This window comes from Bradyrhizobium barranii subsp. apii (assembly GCF_011516635.5).
GTDB classification, from domain to species: Bacteria; Pseudomonadota; Alphaproteobacteria; order Rhizobiales; family Xanthobacteraceae; genus Bradyrhizobium; species Bradyrhizobium barranii.
In genome coordinates, this window is sequence record NZ_CP096255.1 from 6,267,460 (window position 1) to 6,287,293 (window position 19,834).

At 62.2% G+C, this 19,834-nt stretch carries 12 protein-coding genes and 3 pseudogenes; 7 read left to right on the plus strand and 8 right to left on the minus strand.

What is annotated here, in order from left to right:
* The first annotated feature begins 57 nt into the window (after positions 1-57).
* Complete coding sequence (locus tag HAP41_RS29985; protein ID WP_166094118.1) at positions 58-1,344, plus strand: M20/M25/M40 family metallo-hydrolase; 1,287 nt, start codon at positions 58-60, stop codon at positions 1,342-1,344.
* Between the two features lie 16 nt (positions 1,345-1,360).
* On the opposite strand, the gene HAP41_RS29990 is transcribed toward HAP41_RS29985, so the two are convergent.
* The 4 genes from HAP41_RS29990 to HAP41_RS30005 form a co-directional block, all read right to left on the minus strand.
* Positions 1,361-2,671 carry a sensor histidine kinase gene (locus HAP41_RS29990; RefSeq protein ID WP_414643296.1) on the minus strand — a complete coding sequence of 437 codons (1,311 nt, stop codon included), beginning with the start codon at positions 2,669-2,671 and terminating at the stop codon, positions 1,361-1,363.
* 67 nt (positions 2,672-2,738) lie between these two features.
* On the minus strand, positions 2,739-3,413 hold the full coding sequence (locus HAP41_RS29995) for a response regulator transcription factor (protein ID WP_166094109.1): 675 nt from the start codon (positions 3,411-3,413) through the stop codon (positions 2,739-2,741).
* A gap of 161 nt (positions 3,414-3,574) precedes the next feature.
* Positions 3,575-4,528, minus strand: a complete 954-nt coding sequence (locus HAP41_RS30000) for an ABC transporter substrate-binding protein (protein WP_071915177.1) — start codon at positions 4,526-4,528, stop codon at positions 3,575-3,577.
* A gap of 131 nt (positions 4,529-4,659) precedes the next feature.
* Positions 4,660-6,423: a cache domain-containing protein gene (locus HAP41_RS30005; protein ID WP_166094105.1), complete on the minus strand. Its 1,764-nt coding sequence runs from the start codon at positions 6,421-6,423 to the stop codon at positions 4,660-4,662.
* A gap of 464 nt (positions 6,424-6,887) precedes the next feature.
* Here HAP41_RS30005 and HAP41_RS30010 point away from each other — a divergent pair.
* The 4 genes and pseudogenes from HAP41_RS30010 (at position 6,888) to HAP41_RS30025 (ending at position 13,639) form a co-directional block, all read left to right on the plus strand.
* Positions 6,888-7,744: pseudogene (locus HAP41_RS30010) on the plus strand (metal-dependent phosphohydrolase).
* 297 nt (positions 7,745-8,041) lie between these two features.
* The gene (locus tag HAP41_RS30015) at positions 8,042-10,588 is read left to right on the plus strand and encodes an arylsulfatase (RefSeq protein ID WP_166094100.1); all 2,547 of its coding nucleotides are present in this window, start codon (positions 8,042-8,044) and stop codon (positions 10,586-10,588) included.
* Between the two features lie 318 nt (positions 10,589-10,906).
* A pseudogene (locus HAP41_RS30020) lies at positions 10,907-12,491 on the plus strand (sulfatase-like hydrolase/transferase).
* 312 nt (positions 12,492-12,803) lie between these two features.
* Positions 12,804-13,639 (plus strand): annotated as a pseudogene (locus tag HAP41_RS30025) (IS5 family transposase).
* Positions 13,640-13,655: 16 nt separating this feature from the next.
* Here HAP41_RS30025 and HAP41_RS30030 read toward each other — a convergent pair.
* From HAP41_RS30030 to HAP41_RS30045, 4 genes are all read right to left on the minus strand, one after another.
* Positions 13,656-13,901 carry a YunG family protein gene (locus HAP41_RS30030; RefSeq protein ID WP_422652909.1) on the minus strand — a complete coding sequence of 82 codons (246 nt, stop codon included), beginning with the start codon at positions 13,899-13,901 and terminating at the stop codon, positions 13,656-13,658.
* Positions 13,902-14,424: 523 nt separating this feature from the next.
* A complete protein-coding gene (locus tag HAP41_RS30035) occupies positions 14,425-15,516 on the minus strand; it encodes a TRAP transporter substrate-binding protein (protein ID WP_014496209.1) in 1,092 nt (363 codons plus the stop codon).
* Between the two features lie 193 nt (positions 15,517-15,709).
* Complete coding sequence (locus HAP41_RS30040; RefSeq protein WP_166094096.1) at positions 15,710-16,852, minus strand: Mrp/NBP35 family ATP-binding protein; 1,143 nt, start codon at positions 16,850-16,852, stop codon at positions 15,710-15,712.
* Between the two features lie 108 nt (positions 16,853-16,960).
* Positions 16,961-17,398, minus strand: a complete 438-nt coding sequence (locus HAP41_RS30045) for a VOC family protein (protein WP_028159844.1) — start codon at positions 17,396-17,398, stop codon at positions 16,961-16,963.
* Positions 17,399-17,585: 187 nt separating this feature from the next.
* On the opposite strand from HAP41_RS30045, the gene HAP41_RS30050 reads away from it, so the two are divergent.
* Positions 17,586-18,458 (plus strand): NAD(P)-dependent oxidoreductase, encoded by an 873-nt coding sequence (locus HAP41_RS30050; RefSeq protein ID WP_166094089.1) that lies wholly within the window; start codon positions 17,586-17,588, stop codon positions 18,456-18,458.
* A 22-nt stretch (positions 18,459-18,480) separates the two neighbouring features.
* Positions 18,481-19,758, plus strand: a complete 1,278-nt coding sequence (gene nhaD / locus HAP41_RS30055) for a sodium:proton antiporter NhaD (RefSeq protein WP_166094080.1) — start codon at positions 18,481-18,483, stop codon at positions 19,756-19,758.
* Positions 19,759-19,834: the final 76 nt, after the last annotated feature.

Sequence of the window (19,834 nt, forward strand, 5' to 3'; positions counted from 1 at the left end):
ACAAGCAACGCAAACACGGGCATACCGGGCCATCCTCCAACTGATGGACCGCCGCGCATGTCCCGATCGCTCCCTGCTCCGTCGCTCGCTCCCTTGATCGCATCGCTCTGGCTGGCATGTGCCGCAACGATTGCGCATGCGGAACCGATGACCGATGTCCATGCGCTGGCGCAAAAGGAGCAGCAGCCGCTGCTCGACACGCTGCGCGATCTCGTCAGCATCGAATCCGGCAGCAAGGACATCGACGGCCTGAACCAGATCGCCGAGCGCGTTGCCGGCCAGCTCAAGCAGCTCGGCGGCACGGTGGAGATTTTGCACCCCACCGACGTCTATCGCCTCGACGACACGCCCGAGACGATCGGCCCGGCCGTGCACGCCGTGTTCAAGGGCACCGGCAGCAAGAAGATCATGCTGATCGCCCACATGGACACGGTGTACCTGAAGGGCATGCTGAAGGACCAGCCGTTCCGCGTCGACGGCGACAAGGCCTACGGCCTCGGCATTGCCGACGACAAGCAGGGCGTCGCGCTCATTCTCCATACCGTGGCGATGCTCCAGAAACTCAACTTTAGGGATTACGGCACGCTCACGGTGCTCACCAATGGCGACGAGGAGATCTCCTCGCCCGGCTGGCGCAGCACCATCACCAAATTCGCCGCGGATCAGGACGTGGTGTTCTCGTTCGAGGGCGGCGGCACCGACGGCACGCTGCGCCTTGCCACCAGCGGCATCGGCTCGGCCTATCTAACGGTGCACGGCAAGTCCTCGCACGCGGGCGCTCGGCCCGAGGGCGGCGTCAACGCGCTGTACGAGCTCTCGCACCAGGTGCTGCAGATGAAGGACCTGTCCAAGCCCGAGCAGGGCCTGAAGCTGAACTGGACGGTCTCGAAGGCCGGCACCAACCGCAACGTGATCCCGGCCGACGCCTCGGCCCAGGCCGATGCGCGTGCGCTCAAGGTCGCCGATTTCGACGAGTTGCAGAAGGCGCTGCAGGAGAAGATCAAGAATCGCCTGCTGCCCGACTCCAGGGTCGAGCTGAAATTCGAGGTGCGCCGCCCGCCGCTGGAGGCCAACGACGCCTCGCGGCGCGTCGCGGCCTGCGGCAAGACGATCTATGGGGAGATCGGACTGTCCCTCAAGGTCGACGAGAAGGCGACCGGCGGCGGCACCGACGCCGCGTTTGCCGCGCTCAAGACCAGCGGCGCCGTGGTGGAAGGCATGGGCCTGTCAGGCTTCGGCGCGCACTCCAACGATGCCGAATATGTGCAGATCAACAGCATCGTGCCGCGGCTCTATCTGGCCACGCGCATGATCATGGACCTGTCCACGGGCAAGCTGAAATAGCGGCGTCTTCCCGTGGTCAGCTTTGGCCAACCGGGTGCGCGGCTCCCTCCGCCAGCCGAAACCGCAGCGTGAACTCCGCGCCGCCGCCAGGAAGATTTTCCACCGCCACCGTCGCGGCATGATCGTCCGCGACCCCGCGCACGATCGAGAGCCCGAGGCCCGCGCCGTCGCTGCGCTGGCGGTCGGCGCGCCAGAAGCGCTGGAAGATCAGCTCGCGCTCGGTCTCCGCGATGCCGGGGCCGCAATCGCGCACGCGCACCGAACCGTCCTCGCGCACCTCGACATCGACGGCGGTATCCTTCGCCGTGAACTTGATGGCATTTTCGGCGAGGTTGAAGATCGCGCGCTGGAGCATCTCCGCATTGCCGTGGATCAGCACCGGCGCGTCGGCGCCCTTCAGCGCGATGTCCTTGTGCTGCGCGATCGCGAACGGCGCGATGGAGCCGACCACCTCGGCGCAGACGGCGCGCAGGTCCGCGGTCTCGCCGGGATCGAGCACCAGGGTATCGAGCTCGGCGATCTCCAGCAGCTGGGCGACGATGCGGCTCATGCCCTCGATGTCGTCATGCAGCGCCTGCCTTGCGGCGCCATCGCCCAGCGTCTCGATCCGCGTGCGCAGGATCGTGAGCGGCGTGCGCAATTGATGCGCGGCATCCGCCGTGAACTGCCGCTGCACCCGAAAACCGTCCTCGAGCCGGTCGAGCGCCTGGTTGACGGCGGTGACCAGCGGCATGATCTCGCGCGGGATCTGCTCCGTCGGCAGGCGGATGTCGGTGCGCGCCGGCCCGATATTGCTGGCCTCCTCCGAGGCCTTCCACAATGGCGCGATGGCGCGGCGGAAGATGATGATGTCGGCGGCGAGCAGGATCAGCAGGATTGGAATGGTGATCCACCCGACCCGGCGGAAGAAGTTCGAGATGATGTCGTCGATGATGACGTCGCGATGCGCCAGATCCTCGGCGACGCGGATGCGCACGATCTTGCCGTCGATGATGCGGGTGACGCCGGCGCCGGAAATCGTCTCGGAAAGTGTCGGCGGCGCCGACGCTGCCGCTCCCGTTTTGCGGCGGGACGAAAACAGCAAACGGCCGTCGGCATCGCGGATATCGTAGAGATAGCGGCCGTAGGCTTCCGAATAGAGGCCCCGCAGGCTGTCCGGCAGGTTGAACGTCAGCAGGCCGTCCGGCGCCGCGACAATGCGCTCGGCCAGCACCTCGGCCTGCGCCCGCATGGCTTCGCGGTGCAGCTGGTCGACTTCGGAATTGAGCAGCCAGAACAGCACCAGCGGCAGGAAGATCGCGACGACCGCGACCGCCACGATGTGCATGAACACGATGCGCCAGATCAACGATTTGAATGTCGGCGATCTGCCATAGGCCCCGGCGGCCGCCACGCTATTTCTCCTCGGACATGAGATAGCCGACGCCGCGGATGGTGTGGATCACGATCTTGGCGCCGTGCTCGGTGAGCTGCTTGCGCAGCCGCGAGACGTAGACCTCGACCGCGTTGGAGGCGACCTCGCCTTCGAGCCCGAAGATGTGGTCCTCGACGTTCTTCTTCGGCACCACCCGCCCCTGCCGGCGCAGCAGGATTTCCAGCACCGAGGTCTCGCGCGCGGATATGATCCGCGGCTGGTCGTCGACGAAGATCTGGCGGCTTTCGGTGTCGTAGACGAGGTTCGCGAGGCGCAACGAGCGGCCGAGCAGCTGGCCGGGCCGGCGCAGGATCGCCTCCAGCCGCGCCACCAGCTCCTCCATGGCGAACGGCTTTGCGAGATAGTCGTCGGCGCCGCTGCGCAGGCCGCTGACGCGGTCCTGCAGGCCGCCGCGCGCGGTCAGCACCAGCACCGGCAGCGGCTCCATCTGCCGCCGAAGCTCGCGCAGCACCGACAGGCCGTCGCCGTCGGGCAAGCCGAGGTCGAGGATCATCGCAGCGTAGCTGACGCTGCTGACCGCCTCGCGCGCCTCGGCCGCGGTGCTCACGATGTCGCTCTGGTAGCCGGCGGCCGACAGCCCGGCGGCAACGAGCCGCGACAGCTCGACATTGTCCTCGACGATCAGAAGGCGCATCGCAGTCCCGCCGGATGTTCCGGTGCAATCACGGCTCGCGCCGCATCTTGGCTCTCTTCCACCATTCCGGCCGCCTCGGCCAGCGAAAAAGCGCGTGGCAGGCTCGCCCGCGCCCCCTGTCAGGTTCGTGTAAGCCGATCTGGGCGCGTTCCCATGATGGTTTACTCGATCACCTCATCCGCGCCGGCAATGACTGCTGCGGAGAACGGATGGCCGAGCAGTTTCGCTGCCTTCAAATTGACAACGAGCTCCACCTTCGTGACGAGCTGAACCGGAAGATCGGAAGGCTTCTCGCCCGACAGAATGCGTCCGGCATAGATACCCGCGCGACGGTGCGACTGCATGAAATCTCCCCCATAGCTCATCAAACCTCCAGCCACGGGAAAGTCTCGGGTCTGCGTGATTGCGGGCAATTGATATTTCATCGCGAGAGCCGCCAGCCGGGCACTGCGAAATGCAAAATAGGGGTCGGAGGTAAACACAACTCCGCCTGGCCCGTCCCTGGCAACGGCCGCGAACACGGATTCAAATTCATCCTCCTTGCTTGCGCTATAGATCTGCAGTTGAACCCGCAGGGTTTCTGCGGCCGCCTGAAGCTTCTGCAATTGTGAGGGTGCGGTCGGACTTGTCGGGTTGGCGACCACCGCCAATCTGGTCGCCGTGGGCAACAGGTCGCGCATCAGCTCAAGCCGCTTTGGCGACACATCGACGCTCAGGCTCGATACCCCCGTGATATTTCCGCCCGGCCGCGACAGGCTGTCCACCACGCGTAGCTGAACGGGGTCGCCGCCCATCTCGAACACGATGGTCTTGGTCGTACCCGTACCCTTCGCGGCAAGTGCCACGGGAGCCCCGCCAGGAGCCACGATCAGGTCTACATTTCTGGCGACCAATTCGGCAGCCAGGGCTGGCAATCGAGAATATTGTCCGGCGGCCCACTGAAAGTCGATCGCCACATTGCGCCCCTCGACGAAGCCGGCTTCCTCCAGTCCCTGTCGGAAAGCCTCAAGTCGACTGCCAAAGAGCTCGGGTGACTCCGGGCAAAGATATCCGATGACCGGCATGGAGGGCTTCTGCCCATACGAGACGGTCGTCCACGTCGCGGCGCCTGCCATCCAAAGAAGAAAATCACGCCGTCTGGCGCGTCTGCGTAGCGTTGCTGCTTCAGAGTTGGCGCACCTCATGCCCACGGACCCGCTGCCGTCAGCCGTTTGCCGGAGCATAGCCCCGGATACGCGGACAGTCTCTAGCGGATTGTGCCGGGCATCCCGCGGCCAGTCGGCTCGAGAGCCTCGAAGGATATTCCGAAGACTGGAATGGCTTCGTCAAATCCTTTGATCTCGCGGCCCCCGAGATCCTCAACGGGCCGCCTGCCCTTGACGTCGGCGGCGACTTTGGCGTCGATCAGGATTTCCTTGTCTGCGGCAGATCCGCACAGCCGGGCCGCAAGATTCACGACGCTTCCAATGGCGGTGTAGTCGAGCCGGTCCTCGTATCCGATCCGGCCGACAGTCGCCGGCCCGCTGGCAAGGCCGATTCCGAAACCAATGTGGTAGCCACGCGATCGCCAGCCGGCGATGAGGGCTTGCACGTTCGTCTGCATGTCGATGGCGAGATCGATGGCTCTCAATGCAGGCTCTTCGACCGGGACAGGTGCGTTCACCAGCACCATCAGTCCGTCTCCGGAGAAATTGATCAGCGTTGCCTCGAATTTCGTGATGACCCTGCCAAGGCTTTCATAGTATTCCGACAATACGCTCATGACGTCCTCGGGCGCGGCGCCTGCTGAAAACGCGGTGAACCCCCTCAAATCGCAGAAGACAACGACGACTTCCGTACGGCGGCCGTCCAGCACGCTGTCATCGCCAGCTCGATCGACGAGATCGGCGACCTGGGGGGCAAGGAACCGCTTGAGCTTGGCGATGCGCTCCTGGTGCTGCTGCGCCAGCGCCAGCTCGGACGCCATTCTGTTGAAACTGTTTGCAAGACGCTGGAACTCGTCCCCGGTGTGGATCGAGATGCGGTGGTCAAAGGACCCGGCACCAATCCTCTCCGTGCCCTCCTCGAGCAGCTTGATCGGCTCCGTCATCCGGTGCGCCAATGCATAGGCAAGAATGCCTGCGAGCATGGTGCTGATTGCGAGAAGCATTGCCGTCCGCCACAGGGCGGAATAGATCGGCGCGTAAGCTTCGGATAGCGGCTGCACGACTACGACCGTCCAGTCGGGGCCCTGTACGGGAGCAGCGCTGGCGGCAACATAGTGTCCTTGCGCATCCCGGCTCGTTGCGAAGCCCGCTTTCGACCCTATCGCGTCCCGCACAGCCCGAAATGGCTTGGAGGTTGCTTCCTCCGCCCCGCGGAGCACGAGGCTGATGTCGGGATGGGCGATCAGGCGACCCGATCGGTCCAGGACGAAGGCGGAGCCGGTCTTTCCGACCTTGATCGCCGAGATCACATCCCAAATCAGCTTGAGGTTCACTTCGGCTATGACTGCGCCGACAGCCGGCCGGTTGCCGGCAATCCCGACCGTCAAATACGGTTCGGAGCCTCGATTGTAGCTGACGTCGCTGAACCAGATCTGAGCTGCGCGGGCACCAACCAGGGCGGGATCGGCTGATCGGTCCGTGCGGCTCTCGATACGATTGAGGCCGATCCGCGAGATGTAGAGACGCTCCAGGCCATTGCCGTCGAGGAGTGTGAGACTGACGATGGCGGGCGCTTGTCGAAGCAGGCGCAACGCGTCGGTCCGCCGGCGTTCGTCGAACTCGTCACTCCATGGAAGCTGAACCAGCCAGCCAAGCTGACTCGTGATGCCGTGGATGAAATCGTGTATCTCGGCGGCCGCGGATGCGGACTGGAGGCTAAGCCACTGGTCGAGCCTCGCGCGCTGATCGCGATAGCCGAACCACGCCTCAATGACGCCGTTGAATGCAAGTGGGATCGCGACAGCCACGAAAAGCGCGAACAGATATTTATGAAAAAGGCCGCGAAACCGATCCTGAGGAATCATGATCCGGTCTCCTGATAATCACATAAATACAATGACCCAGAATAACATGTCGCTCCGCCGTCGGGTGGAGTTCATTCGAACCCGAGCGCACCGGTGCACCCTTCGCGCTTTCTAGGGCGGACCAGCAACGCGGTCCGGCGACAAATTGGCGCCATGGCTGAATTGTCGGCCGATGTCAGCCTCCGGCTGACTGGCCTTCGCGCCGCACGCCGGCTTTTGACCACCCTGAACGGGCGTTGCTGCCGGGCAGACGTAGCATGCGCCGCAGCCACGTTGATCTAGGTCAAGCATCACCCCCGCCTTTGGCCTCACGTCATGTTCAGCCCATTTCAGGCGGTGACGTCGCCTTTCAGTTCGCTGGCGCCCGGCAATTTCCAGCTCGGCGTCGCATTCTTCCAGTGGCCTCCTCTCCCTCCTGATCCTGCAGCAGGCTTATTGGGGGTTCGTCGACGAGGACCTTGCTCATGATAACAATTCCGGAACTGACGTCCCAGGCGCTCGGTGCGTTCCTCATCTCGGAGACAAAAGGCCGCTTCGGCTCATCGCATGCCAGCTTGCCGGAATTGCTCCTTACGCTGCGAAGCTGGCCCTGGAATGTATCGGCAACAGCGATGCATTGTATCACAACGTGGAGCACACCCTGTTGGTCACGCTGGTGGGGCACGACATCCTGATCGGCCGCTCACTTCTGAGGCAAACCACGGCCAGCGATTACGCTCACTTTATCCTGGCCTGTCTGATCCACGACATCGGCTACGTTCGGGGCGTCATCTACGGAGACCAGGAGGGCGCCTATGTCGTTGATGGTACCGGCCGAACGGTTGAGTTGCCGGTCGGCTCCTCCGATGCAGCGCTTGCGCCCTATCACGTCGATCGTTCAAAATTGTTCGCGGTGGAGCGCCTCGACGCTGTCGACCAGATCGACGCCGCGCGCGTTGCCCAAGCCATCGAATATACCCGCTTTCCCTATACAGACGCACCAACGAGCGAACTCAAGGATGATCTGGACGAGGAAGAAGGTTTGTTGCTGCGCGCCGCTGATCTGATCGGCCAGCTCGGCGATCCGAACTACATGAAGAAATCAAATGCGCTCTTCTATGAATTCGAAGAGATAGGGCTCAACAAATCGCTCGGATACGCCACACCCGCGGACGTGGTGCACAAATATCCGCAGTTCTACTGGACCAAGGTCGCACCGCAAGTCCCAACGGCGATCCGTTATCTGAACGTAACGTCGAGCGGAAGACAATGGATCAGCAACCTGTATGGCAATGTCTTCCGCGCCGAGCGAGAGGTCAGACTATCTGGCCCGCAGCTGTAGATCGGTGGTCTTGGACGGATTCGAGGCTCCGGTTTTGGAGCTTGAATCACGTCTCGGGCAGCGCCACCAATCCGCAATGGCTGGTCGCGGTCCGGCCAATGCTCTGAATTTACTTCCGCTTCCGGCGGCATAACGGACATCGCCGGACTTGCTGCTGGTCTGGCCCTGTCGCGAATGACCGAAGGCGACGTTTCGGACCTGTGGGCACCGTCTTGATTTAGATCAATAGAAGCCTTGCGGCATTGTGTCCCGAGTAGGCGCCCACAGGGTTCTGACGTCTCCAAGAGGGAGCTTCCAATGACCCGTGCCCGCCAGGATGACGATAGCTCAAAGCCAGAAAGCCGCAACCGCCGCAACTTGCTGCTTTGCGGCACCACACTCACCGCCGCTTATTTGCTGTGCGCGCTGGGAACAACCAGCCTCGCGCAACAAACCACCGGCACGCCGGGTTCACCCAGCGCCACGACGACGATAGATGGAAAGTATCTCCCGCCGCCGCCGCCGAAGTTCGGCGGCGAGATCAACCTTGGGGCCAGCCAGTCGAAACCGTATTGGCCTGCGCAAGTAGTGCCGCCCAAGGGTGCGCCCAACGTGCTCCTGATCATGACAGACGATCAAGGCTATGGAGTTTCGGGGACCTTCGGCGGCGTCATCCCAACTCCTGCAATGGATCGCATCGCGAACGCCGGACTGCGTTACACGCAGTTCCACTCAACTGCTCTCTGCTCACCGACGCGGGCAGCGCTGATCACGGGCCGCAACCATCACTCGGTGGGCTTCGGCGTGATCACCGAAATGTCCACCGGATACCCGGGGTATGACTCCGTCATCGGGCCGGAGAGTGCCACCATCGGCACGATCCTGAGGGAGAACGGCTACACGACGGCGTGGATCGGCAAGAACCACAACACTCCCAGCTATCAACTGAGCTTGGCAGGACCTTTTGATCAATGGCCGAACGGGATGGGGTTCGATCACTTCTATGGCTTCATGGGCGGCGAAACTGACCAGTGGACGCCGTTTCTCTTCCGCGACCAGACGCAAGTCTTTCCGTGGGTAGGACGCCCCGGCTACAACCTCACCACCGACATGGCGGACGATGCGATCAACTACATGAGGGGGTTGAACAACGCCGCGCCAGACAAGCCGTTCTTCATCTATTACGTGCCCGGCGGCTCGCACGCACCGCACCAGCCTACGCCAGAGTGGATCAAGAAGATCAGCGACATGCACTTGTTCGATCAGGGCTGGGAAAAGCTGCGCGAGACAATCTTCGCCAACCAGAAACGGCTCGGTGTAATTCCGGCGAATACCCAGCTCACACCGTGGCCGGATGGCCAGCCAGAATACGGCGGCGCGAAGCTACAAAAATGGGACACGCTCAGCCCCGACGAGAACAAGCTTTTCATTCGCCAGGCGGACGTTTTTGCAGCCTACACGGCCTACACCGACCATGAAATCGGCAGGGTCATTCAGGAAGTCGAAGACCAGGGCAAGCTCGACAACACACTCATCATCTACATCAGCGGCGACAACGGCAACAGCGCCGAAGGCTCCATCCTCGGCACCCCGAACGAAATGGCCGCGATCCAAGGCGTCAACATTCCAGTCGCGGAGCAATTGAAATTCTACGACGTTTGGGGTTCGGCCCAAACCACGCCGCACTTTGCGGTGGCCTGGACCTGGGCTTTTGACACACCATTCAAATGGACCAAGCAGGTCGCGTCGCACTTCGGCGGCACCCGTCAAGGCATGGCCATCTCATGGCCCGGTCACATCAACGAGGTGGGCGGCATCCGCACGCAGTTTCATCACATGATCGACATCGTGCCGACGATCCTCGAAGCCACCGGCATTCCAGCGCCGGTGATGGTCAACGGCGTTGCTCAGAAGCCGATCGAAGGCGTGAGCATGTCCTACACCTTCGACAAAGCAAACGCGAACGCCCCTTCGACCCGCAGCACGCAATATTTCGAGATGGTCGGCAACCGGGCGATCTACCACGACGGCTGGCTCGCCGCCACCACGCCGCCCGAGCCGCCGTGGGATCTGGGCTTCGGCAAGTTTCCCGATGTCGTCAACGGCTACACCTGGGAGCTTTACAATCTCGCCGAGGATTATTCGGAGAACAACGACCTCGCGGCCAAGATGCCGGACAGGCTGCGCGACATGAAGGAACTGTTTCTGGTCACGGCGCAGAAATACAACGTGTTCCCGCTGGATAACAGCTTCACCGCTCGCGCAGTCACGCCGCGACCGAGCGCGACCGCGGGTCGGACCTTATTCACCTACTCGGGTGAATCGTCTGGTCTTCCCTACAGCTGCGCCCCCGACATTGCCGGCAAGTCCTACTCCATCACCGCCGAGGTTGAAATTCCGCAGGGAGGCGCAGAAGGCATGATCAATACGCTCGGGGGCCGTGGCGGTGGTCATGGTCTCTACTTGCTCAAGGAAAAACCAGTCTTCGTGTACAATTTTTTTAACGTGGAGCGCTTCCGATGGGAAAGCCCAGCGGCGCTCGCACCGGGTAAGCATACCATCGTGTTTGATTTCAAGTATGACGGCCCCGGTTTTGGCAAGGGCGGCACCGGCGTCCTGTCGGTGGATGGCAAGGAAGTCGCCAGCAGGACTATCCCGCACACCATTCCGTTCGTCGAAACGATCTACGAGACCTTCGATGTCGGTGTGGACACCCGCACTGGCGTGGACGACAAGGACTACCAGCCGCCATTCCGTTTCACCGGCAAGATCGACAAGCTAACGGTCAAGCTGGTCCCGATGAAGGCTGCGGAGGAAAAGCTTCACCAACAGAAGGTCCAGGAAACGATAAACAAGGCACAGTAAGTCGCTCCGACTTAGCTGCTTGGCACTTCGCTTTTACCGAACTCAAAATTGCGACAGTCCGCGCCATCTTTTCTGTGTGATCAGGAGGGAAACATGCCTGTTGTACGGTTCCGTCTCAGCGACTTGAAATCAACCAAAGCCAGTGGAGCTTCAATTGCAGCACTAGTGGCGGGCGCGCTCGGGTTAGCGGCCCTCACGATGTCGAGTGTTTCGTTCGCGCAGAATATTCGAGGCAGCGCTACCGGCCCCACGACCGCCAAAGGCTACGATCATCCAGATCAATTCATTCACCTAAAACCGGTGAAGCCAGCCGACAACATGTATCCCGTTATCGCCCATTCGGAACAGGAGCAACAGGCGCGCGGAAAGCTCGCTGACCTCGAAAGGAAGACCGGCAAGAAGCCCAATCTCATTGTATTCCTACTCGACGATGTGGCCTGGACGGACCCCGGCTTCAACGGCGGGGGCATCGCGGTTGGCAACGAAACGCCTACGATGGACAAGCTGGCCAACGAGGGGCTGAACCTGACCTCGGCCTACTCGACGCCGAGCTGCTCGCCGCGCCACGATCATGACAGGGCAGAACCCGCTGCACCATGGCATTCTCCGTCCGCCGATGTATGGCGAGCCGGGCTGGCTTGACGGCGCAATCACGCTCCCGAGCATTCTTAAGAAGCTTGGTTACGTGACGCGTGGTGCAGGCAAATGGCACATGGGCGAGAACCGTGGCTCCCTGCCGCAGAACGTTGGCTACGATGATTATCTCGGATTTCTCAGCGTGTCTGACGAGTACACGGAGTGGCGCGATCAGTATTTTGAACCCGAAATAGCGCTGAGCCCGTCCCGCTTCAAGATGATGGAAGAGGCTCCGTTCAGTCATTATGAGGTTCACTGCACTCCCACCAACACGGAACAGTGCGAAAACCTCAAGCTGATCGATCTTGCCTACATCAAGGACCTCGACAAGCGCTGGATGGACTACAGCGTCGATTTCATCAAGCAGATGAAGGACAGCAAGCAGCCGTTTTTCCTTTACCACGCGACGCGCGGCTGTCATTTCGACAACTATCCGTCCGACGAGTGGGCAGGAAAATCGCGAGCGCGCACCGTGTATAGTGACTGCCTGGTGCACATGGACTATGTGCTCGCGCAACTCGTCAAGGCGCTTGAGGATACGGGTCAGCTTGAGAATACGCTGATCTTGCTGACCTCAGACAACGGACCCGAATGCGAAATCCCGCCGCATGGCCGAACCCTATTCCGGGGCTGCAAGGGTTCGTCATGGGAGGGAGGCGTGCGCGTCCCGACATTTGCCTACTGGAAAGGCATGATAAAGCCGCGCCGGTCGGAGGGACAGTTCGATCAAGCGGACATCCTGCCGACCTTTGTATCGCTGGCAGGTAAGCCCGGTGCACAGCTTGCCGAGTTCTTCCCGAAGACGACTTACGTCGATGGCGTTGATCAGTCCGGCCTGCTGCTCGCCGACAATGGTGAGTCGGCCCGCCGCGAGCGCATCTACACCCTCAATCAATACTTCGCGATGATCCGCATCGATGAGTTCAAATACATTTGGACGGCTGAAATCGAGAATGGGTTCTTTCAGAAGGGTGATTGGGGCGGGTTCAGTGGTCCGATCGCTGTCGACACAGGAGGCGCGGTCATGGTGAACCTCTACACCAATCCAAAGGAAGACGTGTCAACAGGGCTACGCCATCTTCCGATGGGCGTACCATTGGCGGGCGCGGCGGCCTCGTACATCAAGGACCTCGTAAAGTATCCGCCGCAGTTCAAGATTGGTGTCCTCAACAACAAACCGCCGATCTACAATCTGCTTCCAAAGGTAAAGGACGCGATTGAGAGGTTCCAGCAGGATCAGGAAGAAAAATATCCGCGGCACCAATAGCGTGAAACAACTGCACGGGGGCGGAACGACCCGGGACTGCCCTCGCGAAAAGCGTCAACGACGAGAGCGCTTGTCGTTGACAAGTACCCGCTTTACACAGCCTGGACCCAACTCGGACATGGACACGGGCGTGGTAGAAAGGCGTGAACTTAGTCAGTGACGACCCTGACCAACCCGCCGGGAAAATCTGCTACTTTGGAATGCGGGCGTTTCATTGTCGACGGTCTAAGTGTCTGTTCCAAAACATGTTGAGTCGAATGAATCGGTTGTGATTCAAGGTGAGCGGCCTGATTCGATGGGGACGCGCCGCCAATGTGGACTACCGAGAACCGTGCACGCTACGACCGCAGCCGCCTGCGCTATCCGAGCGACTTGACCGACGAGGAGTGGGCGCTGATCGCGCCTCGCATCCCGCCGGCCAAGCGCGGCGGCAACAAGCGTACGGTGGACCTGCGCGAGATTGCCAACGGGCTGATGTACATCCTGAGCACAGGTTGCCAGTGGCGCGCGATCCCCAAGGACCTGCCGCCGCGCTCGACGCTGTATGGCTACTTCGATCTGTGGAGCTGGAACGGCACGCTCGATAAAATTCATCACGCCCTCTATGTCGAATGTCGCGAAAGGGCCGAGCGCGAGGCTTCTCCCACCGCCGCCATCATCGATAGCCAGAGCGTGAAAAGCGCTGAAAAAGGGGGCCTCATGATCTCCATGGCTACGACGCGGGCAAGAAGATCAAGGGCAAGAAGCGGCACATTCTCGTCGACACGCAAGGCCTCTTGATGCACGCCATCGTGCATGCGGCGGACATCCAGGATCGCGACGGCGGCGTGCTCCTGATGGCAACGTTGTTCGGCCTCTATCCCTTTCTTCTGAAGCTCTACGCCGACGGCGGATATCAAGGGCCACATTTCCAGAAGGGGCTGCGTAGCGCTCTGAAGCGCGTGAACCTCGAAATCGTCAAACGCTCCGATCAGGCTCACCGTTTCGTCGTCTTGCCCAAACGCTGGATCGTCGAGCGTACCTTTGCCTGGCTCGGGCGATGCCGAAGACTGTCCAAAGATTGGGAATGCTTCAATCACAGGGCGCTCGCCTTTCTCAAGCTGGCCTCCATCCGACTCATGCTGCGAAAGCTATGCAATCCAAGGTAATCTTTCCGGACAGACTCTAAGGAGGGGAGGCGTCCAGCAGCAATAAGGTGAAGTCGTACCGCCGTCCTTCGATCCGATTGTAGAAATGATCGCCCGCCGGCAGAGGCGTTTTCAGCAGCTCGCCGCCGAAGAGTTCGTGAACGAGCAGCGCCGTGACGTTGCACTGCCCTGCCGCCGGATTGTTCGGCGTCCATTGGCTGGAAGTCGACAGCGACCATGCCTTGCGCAGCGCGCGTTGAACCTCATCGGGATCGAAGCTCATCGTCACCTCACGGGATCGGCACCGAAGCACCAATTTCGGATTATGCGATGCCAGCTTTTTGCCACTGTTTTGCCCGACGTGTCAAACGGGTTCGTTGCTGGGTCGAGCCCCAACTCCATCCACCCGTCATTGCGAGCGTAGCGACTTGTCCGCCGAAGCCTCGGCGAAGGCGGAAGCAATCCAGAGTCCATCCGCGGTGACGGTCTGGATTGCTTCGTCGCAAGGGCTCCTCGCAATGACGATGCGGGAACGGACGCGCGGCAAATGACGATGTCATTCCGGATGCCGCGATCAGGCAAAATCGCCGCGTTGACCCCGGCTGCGCGACGATTGCCCCTTCCTGCTGATTTGCCCCAACGGTCCAAATGGTTGGCAGCATCCAGAGGGCAACCTGCCCTCACCCTGCTTCTACTGTGCATGGGGTTGTTTTTCATATTTTTGTTTGGGCGGCCGCTGGCGGCAAAGAAAAAGCCCGGCCTCGCGAACGAGGCCGGGCTCTGTCGTCTTGCGACGCTTCGAAAGATCAGCCGCGGGTGCGCGAGCGGATCATGAAGCTGTCGTAGGTGTATTCGGCGACCTGCCACCACAGATATTCGTCGGAGCGGTAGGCCTGCATGGCGTCGATCGACTTCTTGAAGTCGGGGTTCTTGGCCGAGATCTCGCCCCACAGCTCGTTGGTCGACTTGAGGCAGGCCTCGAGCACTTCGTTGGTGAAGGGACGAAGCTGGGTGCCGCCGGCGACCAGACGCTTCAGCGCCGCCGGGTTCTGCATGTCGTAGCGCGCGGCCATCCAGCTGTTGGCGTTGGCCATCGCGTTGGTGAGGATCGCCTGGTAGTTCTTCGGCAGCGAATTCCACTTGTCCAAATTGGTGAAGGCGTGGACGGTCGGACCGCCTTCCCAGAAGCCGGGATAGTAGTAGTACTTGGCGACCTTGGCGAAGCCGAGCTTCTCGTCATCGTAGGGGCCGACCCACTCGGCGGCGTCGATGGTGCCCTTCTCCAGTGCCGGATAGATGTCGCCGCCAGCGAGCTGCTGCGGCACGACGCCGACCTTCTGGAGCACCTGGCCGGCGATGCCGCCGATGCGCATCTTGAGGCCGGAGAGGTCCGCAACGGTCTTGATCTCCTTGCGGAACCAGCCGCCCATCTGGGTGCCGGTGTTGCCGCAGGGCTGACCGATCACGTTCGACTTCTTGAAGAACTCGTTGCCGAGTTGCTCGCCGCCGCCCTGGTACCACCAGGAGTTCTGCTGGCGCGCGTTGAGGCCGAACGGCACCGAGGCGTAGATCGCCCAGGTCGGGTCCTTGCCGACATAGTAGTAGGAGACGGTGTGGCACATCTCGACCGTGCCGTTCGAGGTCGCGTCGAGCGCCTGGAGGCCGGGGACGATTTCGCCAGCGGCGAACACCTGGATCTGGAATTTGTTGTCGGTCATCTCGGCGACGTACTTCGCCAGCTGCTCGCCACCGCCATAGATGGTGTCGAGCGACTTCGGGAAGCTCGACGTCAGGCGCCACTTGATCTCGGGCATGGACTGCGCGATCGCCGGCGAGGCCACCGCGGCGGTCGCCGCCGCGCCTGCTGCCGACACTTTCAGGAAATCACGACGCTTCATCTTCAGGTCTCTCCTTGTTGGGGCGTTTCCCCTAAACTTCCTCGTTGTCGCCGCTCGTTCCGGCGACGCGTTTTTGTCGCGTCGAACCGAAGGGGCTTGACTGCCGTGGCCTTTAACACGGAAGCCCCGCTTTCGGAACGCGACAATGGCATGACGGGGCTCTACGAAAGTCGCATGTCCCCAAAAGACCGGCTCAGGCCGCGGCGATAACGCCTTTGAGCTGGTCCCGGACCTGCCCCGCAATGGCGCGATAGATCGCCGCATGAGGGCCGTCCGGCTCGCTGTCGACCACGGGATTACCGGCATCCGAGGTGGCGCGAATCGCCATGTGCAGGGGGATCTCGCCCAGGAACGGTACCCCGAGCTTCTCGGCCTCGTGGCGCGCGCCGCCATGGCCGAAAATATCCGATTTCGTGCCGCAATGCGGGCACTGGAAGTAGCTCATGTTCTCGACGATGCCGAGAACGGGCACGTTGACCTTCCTGAACATCGCAAGCCCCCGCCTTGCATCGATCAGGGACAGGTCCTGCGGGGTCGAGACGATCACGGCGCCCTTGAGCGGCACGTTCTGCGCCAGCGTGAGCTGGGCATCGCCGGTGCCCGGCGGCATGTCGACCACGAGCACGTCGAGGCTCCCCCATGCGACGTCGCGCAGCATCTGCGTCACCGCCGACATCACCATCGGACCTCGCCAGATCATCGCGGTCTCTTCCTCCACCAGGAAGCCGATCGACATGATGGCGAGGCCGAAACGCTTGAGCGGAATCATCTTGCGCTCGCCGTCCAGCGCCGGCTTCTCGTGGAGGCCCGTCAGCCGCGGCACCGAGGGGCCGTAGATGTCGGCATCGAGCAGCCCGACCTTGAGGCCGAGGTCGCGCAGGCCCAGCGCCAGGTTGAGCGCGGTGGTCGACTTGCCGACGCCGCCCTTGCCCGAGGCAACCGCGATCACGGCAGCGACACCCGGAATCTCGGACTGGCGAGCCATCGGCGATTGGGCGCCGCCCTGCGGCGGTGGCTTGTGGGCGTGGACCGGCTGCACGCCCGGCGTGCCGCGGCTCGGCGTTGGCGGCGGAGGCGGTGCGGCACCCGGCTTGCGCTCGGCGGTCAGCGCCACCATCACGGTGGTGACGCCGGGAATGGCGCGCACCGCGGCCTCGGCCTCGGCCCGGACGGATTCCCAGGCCCGCGCCTCGGCGGCATCGACGTTGATCGAGAAGAACACCTTGCCGTCGGCCGCGCTGATCGCGCTCAGCACATTGGCATTGGTGAGCGCGACCCCGCGGGGCGACTTGATCCTGGCGAGGCTGTCGAGAACCTGTTGCTGCGTCACGCTCAAAGCGCATCTCCTGAACAGAGCATGATCCGGAAAAGTGTGGAGCGGCTTTCCGATCAGATCACGCTCAAGGCTTGAGGATGCCCCATTAGAGCGGAAACGGCCAAAAGGCTACTGCCTGCCGATATCGTCAGCCATCTCCGCGGGGGCAGCCCCCTGCTCCGCAGCGGCCTCGTAATTGAGCTCGATCATGACCCCGTTGGGGTCGTGGACGAAGATCTGCCAGAGGTCGCCGCCGGGCACCTGGCGGGAGTCGAATTTCATGCCCTTGGACGTCAACCGCTGCTTCATGCCGTCGAACCCGCGGCTGACGAAGGCGACATGGTGGACAACGCCGGAATCCGGCTTTTGTGGCTCCGAGGTCGGGGAAATATCGACGAGGTGCACCACCGCCTTGCCCTCGCTGTACATCCAGGCCCCCGGGAAGGCGAAATCGGGCCGCGCGCCTTTTTCCAGGCCCAGCACGTCCTCATAGAAGCGGACCGTCTCGGCCAGATTCCGGGTCCGGATGTTGAAATGATCGAGGACACCAACGCTCACGCCACCCATGCTTTCGCTCCCTTTTTTATGTAGGACCTTAAGTCCCGCCATCCTAGCACAGGCGGCTGCCAAACGAAGCCGTTGCCCTCTGGCCTCAAGGGTTTATGGTGCGCTCCTAATCCGCCCTCATAGCGGAACCAGGCGCCCCTCGCCCGGCAAAAACCGTAAAACCCAAACTACGGACAAGGTACCACACATGGCTAAAGTCGCTTTCCTCGGTCTCGGCGTGATGGGCTTCCCCATGGCCGGACACCTCGTGAAAAAAGGGGGCCATGAGGTCACCGTCTATAACCGCACCGCGGCCAAGGCGAAGGAATGGGCGGACAAGTTCGGCGGCAAGACCGCGGCGACCCCGAAGGCCGCGGCCGAGGGCCAGGATTTCGTGATGTGCTGCGTCGGCAACGACAACGATCTGCGCGCGGTCACGATCGGCCCCGACGGCGCATTCGCCGGCATGAAGAAAGGCGCGACCTTCGTCGACCACACCACCGCCTCCGCCGAAGTCGCGCGCGAGCTCGATGCGGCGGCCACCAAGGCCGGCTTCAAATTCATCGACGCTCCCGTTTCCGGCGGCCAAGCCGGCGCCGAGAACGGCGTGCTGACGGTGATGTGCGGCGGCGCGCAGGACGCCTATTCCGGCGCCGAGCCGCTCATCACAGGCGCCTATGCGCGGATGTGCAAGCTGCTCGGGCCCGCCGGCTCCGGCCAGTTGACCAAAATGGTCAACCAGATCTGCATCGCCGGTTTGGTGCAGGGCCTCTCCGAAGGTATCCACTTCGCCAAGAAGAGTGGCCTCGACGTCGCCGCCGTGATCGAGACCATCTCCAAGGGCGCAGCGCAGTCCTGGCAGATGGAGAACCGCTACAAGACCATGAACGAGGACAAGTACGATTTCGGCTTCGCGGTCGAATGGATGCGCAAGGACCTCTCGATCTCGCTGGCCGAAGCCCGCCGCAACGGCGCCAATCTGCCGGTGACCGCGCTGGTCGACCAGTTCTACGCCGAGGTCGAGAAGATGGGCGGCAAGCGCTGGGATACGTCGAGCCTGCTCGCGCGCCTTAACCGCTGACACCTGACGAACTGATCCCGCCTTGCTGATCGCGATCGCCGTCATCTTCGTTCTGGCCTATGCGGCGATCGCGCTCGAACACCCGCTCCGGATCAGCAAGAGTGCCACGGCGCTGATCGGCGCCGGGCTGCTCTGGGCGATCTACGCGGCCACGATCGGCGACCACGCCATGGTCGGCCGGCAGATCGACGAATCCGTCGTTTCCACCGCGCAGATCGTGTTCTTCCTGATCGGCGCGATGACCATCGTCGAGGTGATCGACGCCCACGACGGTTTCGAGGTCATCACCTCCCGCATCAGCACGACCAGTCAGGTCCGCCTGATGTGGCTGATCGGCTTCGTGACCTTCTTCCTCAGCGCGATCCTGGACAATCTGACCACCACCATCGTGATGGTCTCGCTGATCCAGCGGCTGATCGCCAGGCGCGACGACCGCCTGCTGTTCGCCTCCCTCATCGTCATCGCCGCCAATGCCGGCGGCGCCTGGACCGTGATCGGCGACGTCACCACGACCATGCTGTGGATCGGCGGGCAGATCACGCCGCTGAAGATCATGGGTTCGGTGTTCCTCCCCTCGCTGGTCAATCTGCTCGTGCCGCTCGCCTTCATCAGCCTTCTGGTGAAGGGCAAGACCATCGCACCGCCGCCCAAGGACGACGGAGTTCAGCTCGTCGGGTCGTTCGAGCGCAACCTGATGTTCTATCTCGGGCTCGGCGTATTGATCGCCGTGCCCGCCTTCAAGGCGGTCACGCATCTGCCGCCCTTCATGGGCGTGCTGCTCGGGCTCGGCATCGTCTGGCTGGTCGGCGAGGTCGTTCACCGCGACAAGGACGAGCATGTTCGCCGTCCGTTGACGCTCGCGCATGCGCTGACGCGGATCGACATGAGCTCGATCGTGTTCTTCCTCGGCATTCTGCTGGCGGTCGCCTGCCTCGAACATGCGGGCCTCCTGTCGATGCTGGCGCGCTGGCTGGAAGCGACGATTGGCCGCCAGGACGTCATCGTCGTCGTGCTCGGCCTGCTCAGCGCCGTCATCGACAACGTGCCGCTGGTGGCGGCGACCATGGGCATGTACGACCTCGGCCACTACCCGCCCGACAGCTTCCTCTGGGAGTTCATCGCCTATTGCGCCGGCACCGGTGGCTCGATCCTGATCATCGGCTCGGCCGCGGGCGTCGCCGCCATGGGGCTCGAGCGGATCGAGTTCCTCTGGTACGCCCGCCGCATCGCCATCCCCGCGCTCGCGGGCTATCTGGCGGGCGCGGTGGTCTACGTCGCCCAGCATGCGGCACTGCACTGACCGGCACTGCGCGCGTTCAAAATTAACGCCGGGTTAACGTAATTCTTTAGCTCCTTAAGTCACCTCTTAAGGATTT

What these genes read in the sequence shown, in the direction of transcription:
- HAP41_RS29985 (WP_166094118.1), top strand. Translation starts at nt 58, where the DNA reads ATGTCCCGATCGCTCCCTGCTCCGTCGCTCGCTCCCTTGATCGCATCG.
- HAP41_RS29990 (WP_414643296.1), bottom strand. Translation starts at nt 2,671, where the DNA reads ATGCACATCGTGGCGGTCGCGGTCGTCGCGATCTTCCTGCCGCTGGTG.
- HAP41_RS29995 (WP_166094109.1), bottom strand. Translation starts at nt 3,413, where the DNA reads ATGCGCCTTCTGATCGTCGAGGACAATGTCGAGCTGTCGCGGCTCGTT.
- HAP41_RS30000 (WP_071915177.1), bottom strand. Translation starts at nt 4,528, where the DNA reads ATGGCAGGCGCCGCGACGTGGACGACCGTCTCGTATGGGCAGAAGCCC.
- HAP41_RS30005 (WP_166094105.1), bottom strand. Translation starts at nt 6,423, where the DNA reads ATGATTCCTCAGGATCGGTTTCGCGGCCTTTTTCATAAATATCTGTTC.
- HAP41_RS30015 (WP_166094100.1), top strand. Translation starts at nt 8,042, where the DNA reads ATGACCCGTGCCCGCCAGGATGACGATAGCTCAAAGCCAGAAAGCCGC.
- HAP41_RS30030 (WP_422652909.1), bottom strand. Translation starts at nt 13,901, where the DNA reads ATGAGCTTCGATCCCGATGAGGTTCAACGCGCGCTGCGCAAGGCATGG.
- HAP41_RS30035 (WP_014496209.1), bottom strand. Translation starts at nt 15,516, where the DNA reads ATGAAGCGTCGTGATTTCCTGAAAGTGTCGGCAGCAGGCGCGGCGGCG.
- HAP41_RS30045 (WP_028159844.1), bottom strand. Translation starts at nt 17,398, where the DNA reads ATGGGTGGCGTGAGCGTTGGTGTCCTCGATCATTTCAACATCCGGACC.
- HAP41_RS30050 (WP_166094089.1), top strand. Translation starts at nt 17,586, where the DNA reads ATGGCTAAAGTCGCTTTCCTCGGTCTCGGCGTGATGGGCTTCCCCATG.